This is a genomic window from Nonomuraea sp. B12E4 (genome assembly GCF_039871825.1).
In the GTDB taxonomy this organism is placed as follows: domain Bacteria; phylum Actinomycetota; class Actinomycetes; order Streptosporangiales; family Streptosporangiaceae; genus Nonomuraea.
In genome coordinates this window covers 282758-302711 of record NZ_JBDPME010000008.1, presented here as the reverse complement: position 1 = coordinate 302711, position 19954 = coordinate 282758, and the positions used below count along the sequence as shown (strand labels likewise).

Genomic DNA, 19954 nt, shown 5'->3' with positions numbered 1-19954 from the left:
GAGATAGCGATCGCAGGGGGGACCTAAAATTCGCCTTTTGTTGGGCTCATGTCACGTACATGGGTCGACCAAGGGTAACCTTCAGCGATCGTGCGGGTATGTCCCACAATGCGTAGAACGAATGAGGGGCCATGAAAGGTCGCGTGCTGGTCGTCGACGACGATGCCGCTCTCGCCGAGATGCTGGGGATCGTGTTGCGCGGGGAAGGCTTCGAGCCGTCGTTCGTCTCCGACGGTGACAAGGCCCTGGATGCCTTCCGCGACACGCGGCCGGATCTGGTGCTGCTCGATCTGATGCTGCCGGGAGCGGACGGCATCGACGTCGCGCGCAGGATCAGGGCCGAGTCCGGGGTCCCGATCGTCATGCTGACGGCCAAGAGTGACACCATCGACGTCGTCCTCGGGCTGGAGTCGGGCGCCGACGACTACATCGTCAAGCCGTTCAAGCCGAAGGAGCTCGTGGCCAGGGTGCGGGCGCGGCTGCGCCGTACCGACGAGCCGACCCCCGAGATCCTGCAGATCGGCGACATCACCATCGACGTGGCCGGCCACTCGGTCAAGCGGGGCGAGGAGACGATCAACCTCACGCCCCTCGAGTTCGACCTGCTGGTCGCGCTGGCCCGCAAGCCGCGCCAGGTCTTCACCCGCGAGGTCCTGCTGGAGCAGGTGTGGGGTTACCGGCACGCGGCCGACACGCGGCTGGTCAACGTGCACGTCCAGCGGCTCAGGGCCAAGATCGAGAAGGACCCCGAGCACCCCGAGATCGTGGTGACGGTCCGCGGGGTGGGTTACAAAGCCGGCCCAGCCTAAACCTCGCCCCGCCCCGCCATGCCCCCGACGAAGAAGAGAGCCCGCCGACGGACACTCCGCCAGATTCTCGGCGGCGTCCGCCGGCGGGTGCGTCGTGCGGCGGGCAGGGCACGCAGCGTGTGGCGGCGCTCGCTCCAGCTCCAGGTCGTCACCAGCACGCTGGTGATCTCCGTGATCGTGGTGGTCGTGCTGGGCACGTTCCTGTCCGACCAGATCAACCGGTCGGTCGTGGAGAGCAGCCAGTCGTCGGCCGCCAGCGAGGCGTTCGCCGACCGGCTGCAGATCGCCGACGCGCTGGCGCCCGAGCCCGACGAGCAGACCAAACCCGCCGACGGCGGCAAGAAGGGCTCGGCCAACCCGCTCGACGACGTCATGGACACCGTCACGGGCACCAGCGAGGACGGCTCGAAGAAGCGCTACGACGTGATGATCCTCAACCGGACCACACCCGGCGAGTCGCGCGCCTCCGGCAGCGTGGTGCCCGCCGACGTGCCGGAAAGCCTGCGGCTGAGCCTGCAGCGCAACATCACGAGGTTCGAGTACGACAAGCCCGTCGGGTCGGTCGACGAGATCAAGTTCGCCGGGAGGAGCCAGCCCGAGCTGACCTACCTGGTGGGCAGCGTCGTCCACGTGCCCTCCACCGGCCAGAACTACGAGATCTACCACTTCTTCCCGTTCGACGAGGAAGAGCAGCTCCTGTCCAACGTCCGGCTGGCCATCGTCGTGGTCGGCTTCGGGCTCGTGCTGCTGCTGGCCGCCATCGCGTACCTGGTCACGCGCCAGGTCGTCAGTCCCGTACGGCTGGCGCGCCAGGCCGCCGAGCGCCTGGCCTCCGGCAACCTGGACGAACGGCTCAAGGTGCGCGGCGAGGACGACCTGGCCCGCCTGGCGAACTCGTTCAACGAGATGGCCGTGAACCTGACGCTGAAGATCCACCAGCTTGAGGAGCTGTCGCAGGTCCAGCGGCAGTTCGTCTCCGACGTCTCGCACGAGTTGCGCACCCCGCTGACGACCGTGCGGATGGCCGCCGACCTGCTCTATGACGCCCGCGAGGACTTCGACCCGATGGCCGCCCGCTCGGCCGAGCTCATGCAGGCCCAGCTTGAGAGGTTCGAGTCGATGCTGGCCGACCTGCTGGAGATCAGCCGCTACGACGCCGGCGCCGCCACCCTCGACCTCGACTCGGTGGACGTGACCAAGGTGGTGCTGCGCGCGATCGAGGACTCCGAGGCGCTGGCCGAGCGGCACGGCACCCGCTTCGAACTGCGGCTGCCGCACGAGCCCTGCATGGCCGAGATCGACAACCGCAGGGTCGAGCGGGTCCTGCGCAACCTGTTGTTCAACGCCATCGAGCACGGCGAGGGCCGGGACATCGTGGTCACCGTGGGGGCCGACCGGGACGCCGTGGCCATCGCCGTACGCGACCACGGCATCGGGCTCAAGGCCGGAGAGGACACGATGGTGTTCGACCGGTTCTGGCGGGCCGACCCGTCGCGGGCCAGGACCATCGGCGGCACCGGGCTCGGGCTGGCGATCTCCCGTGAGGACGCCACCCTGCACGGTGGCTGGCTGCAGGCGTGGGGACAGCCGGGCGAGGGGTCGCAGTTCAGGCTGACGCTGCCCAGGACGGCCGGGTCCGAGCTGAGGGGCTCGCCCCTGTCGCTGGTGCCGCCCGAGATCGAGATGCGGCGCACCTGGCGCGGGGCGATGACGCCGGTCCTGCTGCCCGCCTCCGGGGACGGAGCGGACCATGACGAGGACTAGGTGGCTGGGTGCCGCGGTCGCCGTGGCGGTCGTCGTGGCCGGCGGGAGCTCCGGGTGCGCCGTGATCCCCCTGACCGGCCCGCACTCCGTCGCCGACGCCGGCGGCGGCGATCCGTTGAGCAAGCCGTTCCAGCGCATGATCGCCATCAGGCCGCAGCCGGACTGGGGCCCCACCGACATCATCAAGGGCCTGCAGGCCGCCATGGCCGCCTACCCCGACGACCCGACGATCCTGCCCGGCTACCTGACCCCCCGCGCCCTGGCCAAGTGGGATCCCTCCGGTCCCGTGACGGTGATCGAGGACGGGTTCGAGGTCCTGCCGCCCGACCCGCGTGACGGCTCGGACGCGGTGCTGAAGGTCTCGCTCAAGGCCCGCTGGGCGGCCAAGATCAGGGAGGACGACTCCTACGTACCCATGATCGGCTCCTGGGAGGGAGGGACCTTCGAACTGGTGAAGGACGCGCAGGGCGGCTACCGCGTCAACGACCTGCCCTCCGGGCTGCTGCTCACGGCCGCCGACGTGGCGCGCGCGTACCGGGCCACGAACCTCTACTACCTCAGCCGCGGCCACGCGCAGGACCCCCGGCTCGTCGCGGACCGCGTGTGGCTGCGGCTGAAGCCCACGGAGAGCTTCGCGCAGACCATCCTCGAACGCCTGCTCAAGCCGCCCACCTCGGCGCTCCAGGGCGGCGCGGTGACCACCAGCTTCCCGGCGGGGACCGAGGTCGATTCGATCAGGTACGGCGAGGACCGCGTCCTGGTCAACCTCTCCGGGCCGCTCGACCCGGCCCAGGACGGATCCCTGCTGGCCCAGATCAGGTACAGCCTCAACAGGAACGAGGTCGCCAAGGGCCGCACCATCGAGGTGCAGGTGGACGGGGAGATGTACGGCCTCGACCAGCCCAACTCCGACGAACGCTGGCTGGACGACGGCAGCGGCACCGCCTACTACGCCAGCGGGGGCGCGGTCCACTACCTGGGCAAGGACGGCCCGGCCGGCGCCGTGCCCGGGCCCGCCGGGGAGCCGCGCGACGGATACTCCGACTTCGCCATGTCCAGGGACGGCGACCTCATCGCGGCCAAGACCTCGACCGGCATCTCGGTGGCGGGGCTCACGCCGGAAGGGCAGTGGCAGGAGGTCATCCAGGGGGCGGACCTGACGGCGCCGACCTGGCATCGGGATGGGTCCCTATGGACATACGACCGCCAGAACGGGAACTTGCTGCGGTACGACCCGGCGAACCGGGGCGCGGCCGAGCCGGTGGAGTCCCCCTTGAAGGGGCTGGACGTCACGCGGTTGCGGATCGCCAGGGACGGGGTGCGGGTGGCGGTGACGACCGGGGAGAACACCGTACAGATCGGGGCCTTCGTCGAACACGCCGGCAAGATCGAGCCGGGGAACTTCCAGATGCTGACCACGACCGAGGCGGGGGAGAAGATCCTGGACCTGGCCTGGGGGGACGCCGATCACGTGCTGGTGCTGGTGGACAGCAACGCCGGGCAGATACTCAACCAGATCGGCGTGGGCGACGGTGAGACGGTGGGGGTGCCGCTGAAGGATCCGCTGGAATCGCTGGCGGCGCAGGGGGACCGGGTGCTGGCGGCGGCGCGGACGAAGACCGGGGCGAAGGTCGTCGAGCTCAACCAGGACCAGAAGACCTGGACCACCAAGGTGGAGTCCGACGGCATCCCCCTCTTCCCCCTCGGCTGACGCCTCCCCCCGGCACTTCGGCCTTCCGCCCCCTGCCCTCGCACCACCTCGGCCCTTGGGCACCCCGCTGTTGCACCCACCCCGACCTTCCATCGCCCTGACCGTGCCCCATCTCGGTCTTCGGGCACCTCGGTCTTCCCCGGACCCTGACCTGCACCACCCTTGGTCTTCCCGCGCCTCGGCCCTGCGCGGTCCTCGGCCGGCGGCTGGAGTGGGTTCGCGGTTGCGGGAGAACTGTCGGTGGGGCCCGGCATTCTGGGGCGCGTGCTGAGCTCCGTTCTGGATCTGGTCGTTCCCTCCGCCTGCGCCGGCTGCGGCGCAGGCGGGACGCGCTGTTGCGCCGGCTGCCTGGCCGCACTGACCGCCGCCCCCGCGCGGCGCCTGCCCGAGCCGTCGCCGCCCGGGCTGCCCGACTGCTGGTCGGCGGCGGTCTACGACGGCGTGGTGCGCAGGGCGGTGGTGGCCTACAAGGAGCGGGGTGCGGTGGCGCTGGCGGCGGTGCTGGCACAGGCCATGGCGTTCACCGTGCTGGCGGCGGTCAGGAGCGGGGCCTTCGGGCCGGACGGGCCGTTCGCCGTCGTGCCGGTGCCCAGCGGGCGGCGGGCGCTGCGGGCCAGGGGGCACGACCCGGTGGGGCGGTTGGCGGTGCTGGTGGCACGGATGTTGCGGATGTCCGGGATGCAGGCAGTCGTGTGGAAAGGGCTGGGGCAGGCGCGGCGGGTGGTGGACCAGGCGGGCCTGAGCTCCGCCGAGAGAGGCGCCAACCTTCGGGGGTCCCTCAGGGTGCCGGGAGCCGCGAAAGGCCCTCCAGCGGCCCGTGCGCTGCTCCTGGACGACATCGTCACGACCGGCGCCACCCTGGTGGAGGCCGCCAGAGCACTGCGCGCTGCGGGCGTGGACGTACCGCTGGCCGTGACCGCGGCCGCGACACGCCGAAGATCCCTTAAGACATTAAGGTGACGGTGCGTAAAGAAAGATCCAAATCGGGATCCTCACCTGGAGGTCACATATCACTCCCCTCCAGCGAGTGGCACGGCAGCTCAGCGGATCCGAGGCTCGCTCCCGGATGCCCCGCGGATCGGTTAAACGTGCCGCCTAACCAACGTTGAGGCGCGCTCCAAAATCACGGAAAGTGATCCTTTGGGCGATCCTCCGGCTGACATTCGCCCTGGATGCGGATAGCGTTCTGACATGGCACCCGTTCGGGTCCGTGGTTGCGCAGGGTCGGAGTCCCCGGCTCTGCTAGCCGATGCCAGCCGCAGGCAAAACGGTCCACGTAAGGCGACTCTTTGTCGACCGATCACGGTGCGGCTTAGGGGTAAGTCCTGCCTTCCCGGGGGTCCAGATGTCCCCCGTCAGGAGAGAAGGGCAGTAGTGGCAACAGAGCTGCGAAACCCTCAGCAGGCGGATGTGGGGTCGAAGACCAGGTCGGCCGGGCGGGTGCCATATACGAGTTCCCGGTAACGCCGAGTCGAAAGAGGGTAACGGTGAGAGAAAGGCAGGCAGAAGACCCCGCCCGGCAAGCAGGTGGTCGGGCGCTCTTGCTCAGTCGTTAGACGAAGGGGGGCTGTTGCATGGACATCATCGTCAAGGGCCGGCACACAGGAGTGAATGATCGGTTCCGAGACCAAGTGACGACCAAGCTGGCCAGGATCGAACGTCTGGACAACAAACTCATCCGCGTCGATGTGGAGGTGTCGAAAGAACGAAACCCGCGCCTCGCCGGACAGCGAGAGCGAGTCGAGCTCACCATTCACTCACGAGGACCGGCCATCCGCGCCGAAGCCTCGGCCGACGACCGGTTCGTAGCCCTCGACATGGCCCTCGACAAGCTGGAAGGCCGCCTCAGGCGACTGGCCGACCGGCGCAAGGTTCACCACGGCAACCATTGCCCGCCCTCTGTGGCGGAAATCACCGCGACGCTCCCTGACGCCGCGGACCTGGCTCCCCGGACGGAGCCCACCGTCGCCCGGCAGGACGAGCCCGACGAGGACGAGCTCCAGCGGAGCGATCAGCGATACGACGACATCGTGCCCATCGAGATGGACGGCGACGGGCCGCTCATCGTGCGAGAGAAGTTCCACCGAGCGGAGCCCATGACCATCGATCAGGCCCTTCTCGAGATGGAGCTGGTCGGGCACGATTTCTACCTGTTCCGGGACAAGGAGAGCGGCCAGCCGTGTGTCGTCTACAACAGACGCGGCTATAACTACGGCGTGTTGCGGCTCGTAGAGCCCTGATCGCGCGCTAAAAGATCTTCTCGACCACCCGAGAACCGCAGTTCGTGCCATCATTGCGATTCAACGGCTCTGGCCCCCCCGACGAGGAGGAGACGTGAGCGAGCTCAGTCAGGTTCAGATGGGCGAGCGAAACGAGCGTAAGGCAGTCGCGAGGCGGAGCAAGGAGGCCTCGTGACCGAGTCTGGTGAGGTCCGCTCGGCGGAGAGCGAGCCGATCCGCGTGCTGATCGTGGACGATCACGAGCTGATCAGGCGGAGCCTGGCGCTGGCGCTGGCAGCAGAGCCCGACATCGAGGTGGTCGGTGAGGCGAGCGACGGGCAGGAGGCGGTCGAACTGGCCGATCGCCTCATGCCTGATGTCGCGCTCATGGACGTACGCATGCCGCGGCAGGACGGGATCGAGGCGACGAAGGGCATCAAGGCCTCCGTGCCGAGCACCCGGATCATCATGCTGACGGTCAGCGACGAGGAGGAAGACCTCTTCGAGGCCATCAAGGCGGGAGCCACCGGCTACCTGCTCAAGGACGTCCAGATCAACGACGTCCCGGCCGCGGTGCGTGGCGTCCACGAGGGACAGTCGTTAATCAATCCGGCGATGGCCGCGAAGCTCATCAGTGAGTTCGCGAACATGAGCCGCAAGGAGGCCGAACGCCCGCCCCAGCTTCCCGTGCCGCGGCTGACCGACCGCGAGATGGAGGTCCTGCGCCTGGTCGCCAAGGGGATGAACAACCGCGAGATCGCGAAGCAACTGTTCATCTCGGAGAACACGGTGAAGAACCACGTGCGCAACATCCTCGACAAGCTGCAGTTGCACTCGCGGATGGAAGCGGTGGTCTACGCGGTGCGGGAGCGCATGCTGGAGATCACCTAGCGCGGGACCGGTGTCGGTGGACGACGCAAACGGCCGACTCGCTCGGTGGTCGGTCCGTTTGGTCGTCGGCCTGGGTTTTCGGGGTGGAGGCTATCCGGTCGCGTTCAGTATCGGGAGGAGCTCTGGGGGGGGTGGCGCGTTCGACGTGGACGGTGTCGCAGCCGACCCACTCCGCCGCCGACCACAGGGCCTCCCGCACGGCGTCGGCCCATTTGGCGGCCGACAGGCCCGGCTCCAGGCTGAGCTGCCTGGCCACCAGCGTGGTGCCGGCGCGGGCCGGGTCGACGCGGCCGATCAGGCGGCCGCCCGCCAGCAGCGGCATCGTGAAGTAGCCGTGCACCCGCTTGTGCTTGGGCACATAGAGCTCAAGCTGGTAGGCGAAGTCGAACACCCGCTGCGTGCGGCCCCGGTGCCAGATGAGCGAGTCGAACGGGGACAGCAGCGTGGTGCGGTGACGGCCGCGCGGCTCGGACTCCAGGGCCGCCGGGTCGGCCCAGGCGTTGGCCAGGCCCTTCTTGCCCGGCCAGCCGGTGACCGACACGGGTGTCAGGCCCACCGCGCCGCTGAGCAGGACCTCGTCGAGGATCGCGGAGTGTTTGCCCTTGAGGCGCAGGAAGTCGATCAGGTCGGTCCGGTTGGCCACGCCGAGTGAACGACCCGCTATGCGCGCCAGGCGTGTGATGCACTCCTCGTCGGAGAGGTCCTCGGCCAGGAGGTCGGCGGGGACCACGCGCTCGGCCAGGTCATAGACGCGGCGCCAGCCGACGCGGCGGCTGCAGACCACCTCACCGATGTCCAGCAGCCACTCCAGGCCGATCTTGGATTCGGACCAGTCCCACCACGGGCCGCCGTTCTTGGCGCCGCCCACGTCGGAGGTCGTCAGCGGGCCCGACTCGCGGACCTGGTCGAGAAGTTTGTCGACGCCGTCGGGAACCTCGTGCCAGCGGTAGCGCCGCTCACGGTAGGCGCGGCGGCGGAAGGAGTAGAGAGGCCAGTGCTCGATGGGCAGGATGCAGGCGGCGTGGCACCAGTATTCGAAGCTCTGGGCCGGGTTGTGCCAGTATGCGCGCTCGATCTTGGATCTGCCCACCGCGCCCAGGCGGGCGTAGGCGACCAGCTCGTGGGAGCGGGCCAGGACGGAGATCGTGTCGAGTTGTACGGCGCCGAGCCTGCGCAGCATGGCGTGCGTCCCGCCCTTGCGCGCGTCGGCGCCGATCAGTCCCTGGGCGCGCAGAATGACGCGGCGCGCCTCGTCGGCGGTCAGATCGGTGATACCGGTCATGAATGCGGGTGGGTACGGGGATGCATGCGGCCAATCTAGCGACGGCCACCGACAGAAAAGGGCCCCCGGACGCCCAGGCCGGACGTTGAGGCCCCGACCGCACCGGGGAACGCGGGCCTGGCCGGAGAACAAGCCAGCCAGGTGGGATTGGATGTCGGACGTGGCCCAGCCGGAGATCAAACCTGGTTGGGATCGGGGCGGGGGCCGCGGTGGGGAACGAGTCCGGGGAGTGCGCCCGGTGGATTCGCGTTCCTGGGGGCGGACTGACGGCGAATGCGTTCGGCGGCTGGAGGCCCGACGGTGGGGAACCGGGCGAAGCTGGTCTGCGTTGACCTCAGTGGGTGCGGGCGGGAGATCGTGCGGACGGGGCTGCCGGAGTGGGCCGTCCGTTCGGGGGGAGCGGGTCTGGTGGAGTCGTACCGGAAATGTGGGTGGGAAAGAGAGCGGCGGGCAGCCCGTGGGGTCGGGTGCCCGCCGGCGGAGCTCGGGTCAGCGGTGATCTTCAGCGCGCATGCCCACGCGAGGTGCGTCGATCACGACATCGGTGAAGATATCGAAGACCAGAGCGAGGACGCCGCCCACGACGAACACCCCGGCGCCGATCCAGACGAGCGTCCAGTTGTTGGCCGTGAGTCCGAAGCCGGCCACCACCGTGCCCACCAGCATCACCGTCACCGCGAGCCACGACGACGCACGCCCCGCGTGGCTGCCGAGATTCTCCGTATGCTCCGACTTCTTCCCCTCAACCATGAGAAATCCTTCCTTTGCCGGATATCGCGCTTAATGGTGCGAGCCGGCACTCAACCGGCATACCCTCTGCCAAGCAGCATTCTCCCAGACGCGGTCGGCGGCCTCGCCGTCGCGGTGGCTGTGTCTGGTTGCAGAACCGCCTACGATGGCAACGGGGAAGTTTGTCTCGGCCTCTCCTCCTGGCGGCGGCGCCGGGGTAGACCTGCGAGGAGCTTTACATAAAGTGGCAGCCATTCTCGACAAGATCCTACGTGCCGGCGAAGGCAAGATCCTGCGCAAGCTCAAGCGGATCGCCGATCAGGTCAACTCCATCGAGGACGACTTCACGAGCCTGTCCGATGCGGAGTTGCGTGCGCTGACGGACGAATTCAAGCAGCGCTACGCCAACGGCGAAACGCTCGACGACCTGCTTCCTGAGGCGTTCGCGACCGTGCGCGAGGCGGCCCGCCGCGTGCTCGGTCAGCGGCCGTACGACGTGCAGATCATGGGCGGCGCGAACCTTCACCTGGGCAACATCTCCGAGATGAAGACCGGTGAGGGCAAGACGCTGACCTGCACGCTGCCGTCCTATCTCAACGCCTTGACGGGCAAGGGCGTCCACGTGGTCACGGTCAACGACTACCTGGCCAAGCGCGACGCCGAGACCATGGGGCGCATCCACCGCTTCCTCGGGCTCGAGGTCGGCTGCATCATCTCCGGCCAGCAGTCCGACGAGCGCCGCAAGCAATATCTGGCCGACATCACGTACGGCACCAACAACGAGTTCGGCTTCGACTACCTGCGCGACAACATGGCCTGGTCGCTCGAGGAGTGCGCGCAGCGCGGCCACAACTTCGCGATCGTGGACGAGGTCGACTCCATCCTCATCGACGAGGCCCGGACACCGCTGATCATTTCCGGCCCGGGCGAGCAGTCGGGCAAGTGGTACACCGAGTTCGCCAAGATCGTGCCACGCCTGCGCAAGGGCATCGAGGCGAAGAACCCCGGCGAGGAGAGCACCGGCGACTACATCGTCGACGAGAAGAAGCGCACCGTCGGCGTCCTGGAGGCCGGCGTCGAGAAGGTCGAGGACTGGCTCGGCATCGACAACCTCTACAAGCCCGAGCACACCCACCTCGTCGGCTTCCTGAACAACGCGCTCAAGGCGAAAGAACTGTTCAAGAAGGACAAGGACTACATCGTCGCCGACGGCGAGGTCCTGATCGTCGACGAGTTCACCGGCCGCATTCTGCACGGCCGCCGCTACAACGAGGGCATGCACCAGGCCATCGAGGCCAAAGAAGGCGTGAAGATCAAGGACGAGAACCAGACTCTCGCCACGGTCACCCTGCAAAACTACTTCCGCCTTTACAGCAAGCTCGCCGGAATGACCGGTACGGCGGCCACCGAGGCCAACGAGTTCCACCAGACGTACAAACTGGGTGTCGTCCCGATCCCGACCAACCGGCCGATGATCCGCAAGGACCAGGCCGACGTGGTCTACAAGACCGAGGACGCCAAGTTCAACGCCGTGGTCGAGGACATCAAGGAGCGTTTCGAGGCCGGCCAGCCGGTGCTCGTCGGCACCACCTCGGTGGAGAAGTCGGAGCGGCTGTCCAAGGCGCTCAAGCGGCGCGGGGTGCCGCACGAGGTGCTCAACGCGAAGAACCACGCGCGTGAGGCGTCGATCATCGCCGAGGCGGGCCGCAAGGGCGCCGTCACGGTGGCCACCAACATGGCCGGTCGAGGCACCGACATCATGCTCGGCGGCAACTCCGAGTTCCGCGCCGACCTGGAGCTGCGCCAGCGCGGGCTCGACCCGGTCGAGACGCCGGAGGAGTACGAGAAGGCCTACGCCGAGGCGCTGGAGAAGGCCAGGGCGGCGGTCAAGACCGAGCACGACGAGGTCACCTCGCTCGGCGGCCTCTACGTCCTCGGCACCGAGCGGCACGAGTCGCGCCGGATCGACAACCAGCTCCGTGGCCGCTCCGGCCGTCAGGGTGACCCCGGCGAGTCGCGGTTCTACCTGTCGCTCGGCGACGACCTCATGCGCCTGTTCAACTCGGCCCGGGTCGAGATCATCATGAACAGGCTCAACATCCCCGACGACCAGCCGATCGAGTCCGGCATCGTCTCCAAGGCCATCGCCTCCGCCCAGCACCAGGTCGAGCAGCAGAACTTCGAGATCCGCAAGGACGTTCTGAAGTACGACGAGGTGATGGACCGCCAGCGCAAGGTCATCTACGCCGAGCGGCACCGTGTGCTGGAGGGCGCCGACCTGCACGAGCAGGTCCAGGGCTTCATCGACGAGGTGGTCGAGGGCTACGTCAAGGGTGCCACCTCCGAGGGCTTCGCCGAGGAGTGGGACCTCGACAAGCTGTGGAAGGCGTTCGGGGAGCTGTTCCCGATCTCGGTTCGCTACGAGGACCTCATCGAGGAGGCCGGTGGGCGCGAGGAGCTGTCCGCCGACCTGATCACCGAGAAGGTCAAGGCGGACGCGCGGGAGGCGTACGCGCGGCGGGAGGCGGAGTTCGGCCCCGAGACCACGCGCGACCTGGAGCGCCGCGTGATCCTCTCGGTCCTCGACCGCAAGTGGCGCGAGCACCTCTACGAGATGGACTACCTGCGCGAGGGCATCGGCATGCGGGCCTACGCGCAGAAGGACCCGAAGATCGAATACGCCCGCGAGGGCTTCGAGATGTTCGCCGCGATGCTGGACGGCATCAAGGAGGACTCCGTCGGGTTCCTGTTCAACCTCGAAGTGGAGGTGCAGGAAAACCCGATCGTCGAGGAGGAGGACGCGGTCATCGCGGAGACGCGGTCGATCATCGCGCGTGGGCTGCGCGGGCCTGAGCGGCCCGCCGAGCTCGAATACTCGGCGCCCGGCGAGCAGGGTGAGGTCGAGCACACGAAGGTCCGGACCACCGCTGCGGAGCGGGCGGCGTACGGCAACGTGGAGCGCAACGCGCCCTGCCCGTGCGGGTCGGGCAAGAAGTACAAGCGCTGCCACGGGGATCCGAAGCACGCGGCCTGACCGTTTCACCTGAGGCCCCCACCTCCCGCGCGGGAGGTGGGGGTTTCGTTTTTATGCCGTTTCGAAATCGGTGCACAACCATTGGACGCCGCGCCTTTCGAGGCGTATGGCGAGTACGTGGTTTCGGTCGCCACAATGGACGAGCACACACATTTCCACGGCACCGTCCCGGGGCTCCATCACGTGCAGGCTTTTCGCGAACGGTGGGCGGCTCGCGTGTATCATCTGGCCCGCCCGGACCAGGTCCCGGTAGGCTCGGTCCGTTAGTTTGTCGGCTATCGTCTCGGGCGGGCGGCGGCCGGAAAGGACCTCCGCCAGGGCTTGGCCGAGGTAACGGAGCTTCCGCTCGTCGGGGATCGCCCCTGGTGGGCCCCATACCAGGGGATGTGGATCGAGGGCCAGGTTGCCGCTGACCTGTGGGGGTTGGTGCTTGTCTATGCGGCGGGGTTGCTCGTCGTCGTACGGGGGTTCGGGGGCGGGGGTCAGGCCGATGCGGGGGATCGCTGACACTTATCCTCCAAATTCCTGAGCGGAAGAAGAATCGCTATAAGGAGTTTTCGGCCCTGCGTATTTATACATTGGCCGCCAACTTCCTTGATAGGCGCCCTGCTTTGTCCGTTTAGGCGAGGAAAGTTTTTGGGAGTTGGATCTCCCCCTTCGGGGAGTGGCGGCTTGTTTCGGGCGTGATCGGGTTGGTTGTGGACCGCCCTAAACCTTTTAGGTCAGGTTATTGATGGTTAAGTGGCGCACCCTTTCCGGGAGAAGGGCGTGATCCGCTCCCGCCGGGCTCCGGGCTTGGGACCCTGGGCTCCGCGTTTGGACTTCGGGGCGTTGGGCTTGAGGCAGTGGGCCGGGGCTCTGGACGGCCGGGCAAGGGCGGGCAGGGAGCCCGACGCGGCCTCGACGCACGGTGTGGCGGGGAAGTTGCCGTGGTGCCGTTGTTTCGTGGTTGGGCGGCAGGGCGGCGGCGGTGGTCCGGGGCGCGGTGGCAATCCGGCGGTGGGGCGGGCGGCCCTGCGGTGGCTGCGACCGTGTGGTGGTGCGGTGATGGGATGGGGTTAGGTTTCGCCTGAGTCGGGGTCGGGGTCGGGTTCGCGGCCGGGGGTGAGGATGTTGAGTTTGCGGATCAGGAAGGTGAAGACGGCGTAGTAGAGGGCGCCGTAGATGAGGCCCAGGAGGAGGATGCCGGGGAGGTTCTCGGTGTTGGATTTGCTGGCGTTCAGGACCAGGTCGAGGAGGCCGGCGGAGAAGCCGAAGCCTAGTTGGCCGCCTATCAGGGTGGTGAGGGCCATTGCCAGGCCGGTGAGGAAGGCGTGGACGACCAGGAGGAGCGGGGCTACGAAGATGAAGGCGAACTCGATCGGCTCCGTGATGCCGGTGACGAAGGAGGCCAGGGCCGCTGAGAGCATGATGCCGCCTACCGTGGCGCGGCGGTGGACGGGGGCCGCGCGCCACATGGCCAGGGCGGCGGCCGGGAGGGCGAACATCATGATCGGGAAGAAGCCGGCCATGAACTGGCCCGCGTGCGGGGCACCGCCGAAGTAACAGTTCCAGTCGCCGCCAAGCACCCGGCCGCCTACATCGCACTGCGGAACCACGTACCAGACGACCGAGTTGACGAAGTGGTGCAGGCCGAAGGGGATGAGCAGGCGGTTGATCAGGCCGTAGATGCCGGTGCCGACGGGGCCGAGCGCGGCCAGGGCCTCGCCGGCGTGGCGGATCCAGTCGCCGAGCACCGGCCAGAGCCAGCCGAAGAGCACGCCGAGGAGCAGGGCGACGATCGAGGTGATGATCGGGACGAAACGGCGGCCGCCGAAGAAGGCCAGCCAGGAGGGCAGCTTGATGCGGTGGAAGCGCTGCCAGAGGAGGGCGGTGACCAGGCCCATCATGATGCCGCCGAGCACCTTGGTGGGGTTCTGCATCCCGTAGTTGATGATCTCCTTGACACCCTGGTCCTGGACCTCCCTGATGAGTACGGTGTCCCGGATGTCCGAGCCGAAGAACATCACCTTCGTCACCCGGTCGAAGACCAGGTAGCCGACCACGGCGGCGAGTGCGGTGGTGCCGTCGGACTTGCGCGCGAAACCGATCGCCACCCCCACGGCGAACAGCAGCGGCAGGTTCTCGAACAGCGCCGCCCCGGCGGCGGCCAGCACCTCGGCCACCTGGTTCATCCAGGCGAACCCCGCCACGTCCGCCAGCCCGCCGGGCTGCGCGCCGTTCGAGCCGAGCATGTCGGGCTGACCGAAGCGCAGCAGCAGAGCGGCGGCGGGCAGCGCGGCGATGGGCAGCATCAGGGAACGGCCCAGCCGCTGGAGCACCGTCATGATGCGGGCGAATGGCGAAGGCCGAGCGGAGGCGGAATTGCCGTCGGCATCGCGGGTATCGCCGGCTTCACGGGTATTGCCGGCATCGCCCGCGGCGGCGGTGGTGTCGTTCACCGGGCGTTCCTCCGAGGCATGTGGGAGCCGAGGTACTCCGGGAGTGGGGAGTCAAGGGTTCGTGCTCTTGCTAGTGCTCTTATTGGTGCTGGTGCTTGCATGTCCTGGTAGCGGTGGTGCTGTTTGTTCTTCTGGTGTGCGGTGGGTTGGAAGGGCTTGGGAGCAGGTTTGATACGGGTCAAGCCTGTGTGTGGAGGTTCCGGGGGCGTGGGGTTCAGTGGCGGGGTTCGGCGTGTTGAAGGCGGGGCGGGGTGCGTCTGAGGATCCTCGCCCGGGGCGGGTGGGGTTCCGCCGGGGGTGGGTTTGGCACGGGCGATCCAGGGGTGGGGCTCCGGGCGGGGGTGGGCTCAGGCGCGTCTTGCGGGCATTTCCAGGAGGGTGCGCAGTTGGTAGCGGTCCGCGCGGTACGTGGACACGCCCAGTTCCGCGCAGACGCCGCCCGCGAAGGATCTGCGCTGCAGCAGCAGTACGGCGCCGCCGCGCGGCAGCTTGAGGAGGTCGGCGTCGCTCGGGTCGGCGATGCCGCCGTCGATGGTGAGCTCGCCGGCGTCCATGACGAGGCTGTAGCGGCTCTCCAGCAGCTCGTAGAGGGATTTGTCGGACAAGTCGTGGGTGGCCAGGTCGGGGGCCAGCTTGACCGGGATGTGGGCCCGCTCGATGGACAGCGGCTCCCCGTCGGCCGTACGCAGGCGCTCGATGAAGTGCACCTCCTCGCCCGGCTGGATCCCCAGCTCCTTGGCCAGGTGGGCGCTGGCGCGCACGACGCGGCGGTCGAGGTCGCGCGAGCCCGGGATCATGCCGCGAGCCCGCATGTCGTCGGTGAACGACGTGAGCTGCAGCGCCAGCTCGATCTTGGGCCGGGCGACGAACGTGCCCTTGCCGGGCACGCGGTGCAGGCGGCCCTCGGAGACGAGATGGTCGACGGCCTGCCGTACCGTCATTCTGGACAGGCCGAAACGCTGGCACAACTCGCGCTCGGACGGGATGGCCGCACCGATGCTGAGCTCGTCGCTGTCGATGAGGTCCAGCAGGATCTCGCGAAGCTGGAAATACTTGGGCACCGGGCTGTCCGGATCGATGTGCGCCACGGATCCTCCCCTCGTGTTGACCTGGGCAATGGGCTATGGTTCGTACTGGTCTAGTCCGGACTAGACCACATGTCGTGAAAGACGGTCAAGCCCGTGCTGTCATGAGTTAAGGATGAGCCCAAGATGACCACCAAGATGCGCAGCGAGATCGCGGAGCAGCCGGCCGCGCTGCGGGCCACGCTGGACTCCCTGCTTTCCCAGGTCGACGAGGTGAGGGCCATCGGCGAGCAGGCTCGCCAACTGCTGTTCATCGCGCGCGGCACCTCCGACAACGCCGCCGTGTACGGGCGCTACCTGGTCGAGTCGCACGCCGGCCGCCTGTCCGCGCTGGCCGCGCCCTCGATAGCGACGGCGTACAAGCGCCGGCTGGACCTGGACGGGGTGCTGGCGGTGGCGATCTCGCAGTCGGGGCGCACCGAGGAGATCGTCGAGACCCTGGCCTGGGCCAAGGACTGCGGGGCCGGCACCGTCGGGATCACCAACGGGGGTGCGGACAGCCCGCTGGCGCAGGCCGCCGACGTCGCGTTGTGCACCGTGGCGGGCGAGGAGAAGGCGGTTCCCGCGACGAAGACGTACACGACGCAGCTCGCGGCGCTGGCGGTGCTCGCGCTCGGGCTGGGGGCCGACGTCGACGTGAACGAGCTGCGGCGGGTGCCCGACGCGGTGGAGAAGCTCATCGCCGAGCCGGGGGACGTGACGGCCGTGGTCGAGGGGCTGCTGGACAAGCCCGGAGTGGTGGTCTCGGGGCGTGGGCTGGCGTTCTCGACCGCACTGGAGACCGCGCTGAAGCTCAAGGAGGCCTGCTACCTGCACGCCATGGGGCTGTCGTACGCCGACCTGCTGCACGGCCCGATCGCCGTGGTCGACGCCGACACGCCGGCGCTGCTGGTCGCCGCCGAGAACAGCCCCACGCTGGCCGGCACCGTCGCGCTCGCGGAGCGGGTCGTGTCGGCCGGGGCGGCGGCGTACACGATCGGCGGCGGCGACGCGCTGGCGCGGGCGGGCACGGCCGCGCTCAACGGTCCCGACCTGCCCGAATGGGTGGCGCCGATGGGCCTGATCGTGCCCGGGCAACTGCTCACCGAGGAGCTGGCCCGCAGGCTCGGCATCGACCCCGACGCGCCGCGCGGATTGAACAAGGTCACGCAGACGGACTGATCTAGCCTGGTCGGAAGCGAGCGCTAGGGAGGACCGGATGGCGGCGGATGCGTACGCGATCATCGCCGGGCTCGGCGGTGCCGACAACATCATCGAGATCGAGCCCTGTATCACCCGGTTGCGCACGGAGGTGTACGACGCGTCCAAGGTCGACCAGTACGCCCTCAAGGCGGCCGGCGCGCACGGCGTGATGGCCGCGGGAAACGTGGTCCAGGTCGTCGTCGGGCCGGAGGCGGACACGATAGCCAGCGACATCGAGGACATCATCGGCTGAGGGCGAGGCCATGACGACTGTTCTCGCCCCGGTCGAGGGGGCGGCAGTGGGGCTGGCCGCCGTGCCCGATCCGGTGTTCTCCGCGGGCATGGTCGGTCCGGGAACGGCGATCGATCCGCTGCGGGGTCCCGGCAAGGCCGTTGCCCCCATAGCGGGAAAAATCATGAAGCTGCATCCGCACGCGTACGTGATCGTCGGCGACGACGGCAAGGGCGTGCTCGTGCACCTCGGCATCGACACGGTCCAGCTCCAGGGCGAGGGATTCCAACTGCTGGCGGCCGAGGGCGACCGGGTGAGCGCGGGGCAGCCGGTGGTGGCCTGGGACCCTGCGGCGATCGAGGCGGGCGGGCGCTCGCCGGTCTGCCCGGTCGTCGCGCTGGACGCCGTCTCCGAGGCTGTGACCGGGGTGGCGGAGGGGGCAGTGCACGTGGGAGACGAGCTCTTCAGATGGGAATAGGAGGGGCCTTGATCGGCTTGCACGGTGCGCCGGTCGCCCCATCGTATCGGCGGGACGCGTCACAATAGGCAGGCCGCCGATTTGACCGGGAATCGGCTGGCTGCACAGACGGAGTCCGGCTGGTCTGGACCGGCAGTCGAAGGAGGCAGAACAAATGGGTGAGCGCAAGGTCACCGTGTCGGCGGAGGTGGGGCTGCACGCCCGTCCCGCGGCGACGTTCGTGCAGCGGGCGAAGCAGGCCCCGATGGACATCTCGGTGGCGCGGCCGCACAGCGGCGACCCGGTCAACGGCAAGAGCATTCTCGCGATCATGGGGCTCGACGTCAGGCAGGGCGAGACCGTCGTGATCAGTGCCGAGGGCGAGGGCTCGGAGTCGATCCTCGACGAACTCGCCGAGATCGCCGGAGCGCCATGAACCTGCGGGGGGTGGGGGTCAGCCCGGGCATCGGGCACGGCCCCGCTTACGTACTGGCCGTCTCCGTGCCCGAACCCCCCGAGGGCGCCACCTACACAGGTGAGGCGGACCAGGAGAAGGAGCGCGCGATGAGCGCGCTCACGCAGGTCGCGGGCGAGCTGGAGGCCCGCGGCCACCAGGCGGGCGGCGAGGCCGAGGACATCCTCAAGGCCCAGGCGCTGATGGCCGAGGACCCCGGCCTCGTCGTGAAGGTGAGATCGCTGATCGACCGCGGCCTGGCCGCCCCCAGGGCGGTGTTCGAGGCTTTCGGGAAATACCGGGACGTGCTGGCCGGGGCGGGCGGCTACCTGGGCGAGCGGGCCGCCGACCTGGACGGCATCAGGGACCGGGTGATCGCGCTGCTCTACGGGATCGCCCTGCCGGCCGCGCCGACCGCGCCCGCGGAGCCGTACGTGCTGGTCGCCCGCGATCTCGCGCCCGCCGACACGGCGCTGCTGTCGCGGGAGCAGGTGGTCGCGTTCGTCACCGAGGAGGGCGGGCCCACCAGCCACACCGCGATCATCGCCCGGGCGATGGGCGTGCCCGCCATCGTGGCCTGCCCCGGCGCGACGGGCATTCCGCAGGGCGTTCAGGTGATGGCCGACGGCACCACCGGCGTGGTGCACGTGGAGCCGGCCGCGGCCGACGTGGCCGACGCGGTGGGCGCGGACACGGCCAGGCAGGCGGCGCTCGGCGCGGCGCGGGGTCCGGGCAGGACCGCGGACGGCCATCCGGTTCCGCTGCTCGCGAACATCGGCAGTCCCGCCGAGCTTGGCGACGCCGTCCGCGCGGGCGCCGAGGGCGTCGGTCTCTTCCGGACCGAGTTCCTCTTCCTCGGCCGGACCGAACCCCCGTCGGCCGAGGAGCAGCGCGAGGCCTACCGGGCGGCGCTGGAGGCGTTCCCCGGTGGCCGGATGGTCGTGCGCACGCTGGACAGCGGTGCGGACAAGCCGCTGGAGTTCCTGCCCTGGCCCGCCGCCGAGCCGAACCCGGCGCTGGGGGAGCGGGGCCTGCGCAGGGCCAGGAGGTTTCCCGAGGTCATGGAGGCGCAACTGGACGCGCTCGCGGCCTTGGAGTCCGAGCGGCTCGCCGTGATGGCGCCGATGGTGGCCACGGCCGAGGAGGCCGGGTGGTTCGTCCAGGAGTGCCGCTCCAGGGGCTTGCCGGACGTGGGGGTGATGATCGAGATCCCGTCGGCCGCGTTGCGGGCCGAGGATCTGGTCTCGCAGGTGGACTTCGTCTCGGTCGGCACCAACGACCTGGCCCAGTACGCCTTCGCCGCCGACCGCCAGCTCGCCGCCATGAGCGCGCTGCACGATCCGTGGCAGCCCGCGCTGCTCGACCTGGTCGCCATGACCGCGGCCGCCGCCGCCGGGGCGGGCCGGCCGTGTGGGATCTGCGGGGAGGCGGCCGCGGACCCGGCGCTGGCCTGCGTGCTCGTCGGTCTCGGGGCCTCGACGTTGTCGATGACGGCCGCCGCGTTGCCCGCCGTACGGGCCGCGCTGGCCGCGCACACGCTGGAGCAGTGCGAGCGGGCGGCCGAGGCCGCGCGGGCGCAGATTACGGCGGCGCGGGCGCGGACGGCGGCGCGGGCGCGTCTGTCCGGGCTGGCCACGCTTGGATAGTGCAACCGGCGGTTTTTG

General features: G+C 69.0%; 17 protein-coding genes. 12 read left to right on the top strand and 5 right to left on the bottom strand.

Features of this window, described 5'->3' with window-relative positions; all coding sequences use genetic code 11:
* Positions 1–131 precede the first annotated feature (131 nt).
* The 6 genes from mtrA to ABGB18_RS20795 all read left to right on the top strand — a co-directional run bounded on the left by mtrA (position 132) and on the right by ABGB18_RS20795 (position 7394).
* Positions 132–809, top strand: coding sequence for an MtrAB system response regulator MtrA (gene mtrA / locus ABGB18_RS20820; protein ID WP_043620615.1), 678 nt, complete (start codon positions 132–134; stop codon positions 807–809).
* 18 nt (positions 810–827) lie between these two features.
* Positions 828–2573, top strand: a complete 1746-nt coding sequence (gene mtrB / locus ABGB18_RS20815) for an MtrAB system histidine kinase MtrB (protein ID WP_347697206.1) — start codon at positions 828–830, stop codon at positions 2571–2573.
* On the top strand, positions 2560–4284 hold the full coding sequence (locus ABGB18_RS20810) for an LpqB family beta-propeller domain-containing protein (protein WP_347697205.1): 1725 nt from the start codon (positions 2560–2562) through the stop codon (positions 4282–4284). The genes mtrB and ABGB18_RS20810 overlap by 14 nt, the downstream gene beginning before the upstream one ends.
* Before the next feature lie 264 nt (positions 4285–4548).
* Positions 4549–5244 (top strand): ComF family protein, encoded by a 696-nt coding sequence (locus ABGB18_RS20805; RefSeq protein ID WP_347697204.1) that lies wholly within the window; start codon positions 4549–4551, stop codon positions 5242–5244.
* A gap of 614 nt (positions 5245–5858) precedes the next feature.
* Positions 5859–6524: a ribosome-associated translation inhibitor RaiA gene (gene raiA / locus ABGB18_RS20800; RefSeq protein WP_347697203.1), complete on the top strand. Its 666-nt coding sequence runs from the start codon at positions 5859–5861 to the stop codon at positions 6522–6524.
* Between the two features lie 171 nt (positions 6525–6695).
* Entirely contained in the window at positions 6696–7394 is a 699-nt protein-coding gene (locus ABGB18_RS20795) for a response regulator transcription factor (protein ID WP_347697202.1), read from the top strand.
* Here ABGB18_RS20795 and ABGB18_RS20790 read toward each other — a convergent pair.
* Entirely contained in the window at positions 7387–8676 is a 1290-nt protein-coding gene (locus ABGB18_RS20790; protein ID WP_347697201.1) for a crosslink repair DNA glycosylase YcaQ family protein, read from the bottom strand. The genes ABGB18_RS20795 and ABGB18_RS20790 overlap by 8 nt on opposite strands.
* A gap of 489 nt (positions 8677–9165) precedes the next feature.
* The gene (locus tag ABGB18_RS20785) at positions 9166–9426 is read right to left on the bottom strand and encodes an HGxxPAAW family protein (RefSeq protein WP_347697200.1); all 261 of its coding nucleotides are present in this window, start codon (positions 9424–9426) and stop codon (positions 9166–9168) included.
* Between the two features lie 223 nt (positions 9427–9649).
* Between ABGB18_RS20785 and secA the strand changes: the two genes are divergently transcribed.
* On the top strand, positions 9650–12439 hold the full coding sequence (gene secA / locus ABGB18_RS20780) for a preprotein translocase subunit SecA (RefSeq protein WP_347697199.1): 2790 nt from the start codon (positions 9650–9652) through the stop codon (positions 12437–12439).
* A gap of 51 nt (positions 12440–12490) precedes the next feature.
* On the opposite strand, the gene ABGB18_RS20775 is transcribed toward secA, so the two are convergent.
* The 3 genes from ABGB18_RS20775 to ABGB18_RS20765 all read right to left on the bottom strand — a co-directional run bounded on the left by ABGB18_RS20775 (position 12491) and on the right by ABGB18_RS20765 (position 15968).
* Positions 12491–12949, bottom strand: coding sequence for an Rv3235 family protein (locus ABGB18_RS20775; RefSeq protein WP_347697198.1), 459 nt, complete (start codon positions 12947–12949; stop codon positions 12491–12493).
* Between the two features lie 548 nt (positions 12950–13497).
* On the bottom strand, positions 13498–14766 hold the full coding sequence (locus tag ABGB18_RS20770) for a PTS transporter subunit EIIC (RefSeq protein WP_347697197.1): 1269 nt from the start codon (positions 14764–14766) through the stop codon (positions 13498–13500).
* A gap of 461 nt (positions 14767–15227) precedes the next feature.
* Positions 15228–15968 (bottom strand): GntR family transcriptional regulator, encoded by a 741-nt coding sequence (locus tag ABGB18_RS20765; RefSeq protein ID WP_347697196.1) that lies wholly within the window; start codon positions 15966–15968, stop codon positions 15228–15230.
* A gap of 123 nt (positions 15969–16091) precedes the next feature.
* Between ABGB18_RS20765 and ABGB18_RS20760 the strand changes: the two genes are divergently transcribed.
* The 5 genes from ABGB18_RS20760 (at position 16092) to ptsP (ending at position 19936) form a co-directional block, all read left to right on the top strand.
* Positions 16092–17126: an SIS domain-containing protein gene (locus ABGB18_RS20760; protein WP_347697195.1), complete on the top strand. Its 1035-nt coding sequence runs from the start codon at positions 16092–16094 to the stop codon at positions 17124–17126.
* A 37-nt stretch (positions 17127–17163) separates the two neighbouring features.
* Entirely contained in the window at positions 17164–17400 is a 237-nt protein-coding gene (locus tag ABGB18_RS20755) for a PTS glucose/sucrose transporter subunit IIB (RefSeq protein ID WP_347697194.1), read from the top strand.
* 10 nt (positions 17401–17410) lie between these two features.
* Positions 17411–17857, top strand: coding sequence for a PTS glucose transporter subunit IIA (locus ABGB18_RS20750; protein ID WP_347697193.1), 447 nt, complete (start codon positions 17411–17413; stop codon positions 17855–17857).
* Between the two features lie 154 nt (positions 17858–18011).
* The gene (locus tag ABGB18_RS20745) at positions 18012–18272 is read left to right on the top strand and encodes an HPr family phosphocarrier protein (protein WP_347697192.1); all 261 of its coding nucleotides are present in this window, start codon (positions 18012–18014) and stop codon (positions 18270–18272) included.
* Positions 18269–19936: a phosphoenolpyruvate--protein phosphotransferase gene (gene ptsP / locus ABGB18_RS20740; protein ID WP_347697191.1), complete on the top strand. Its 1668-nt coding sequence runs from the start codon at positions 18269–18271 to the stop codon at positions 19934–19936. Before ABGB18_RS20745 ends, ptsP begins: the two co-directional genes overlap by 4 nt.
* Positions 19937–19954 lie beyond the last annotated feature (18 nt).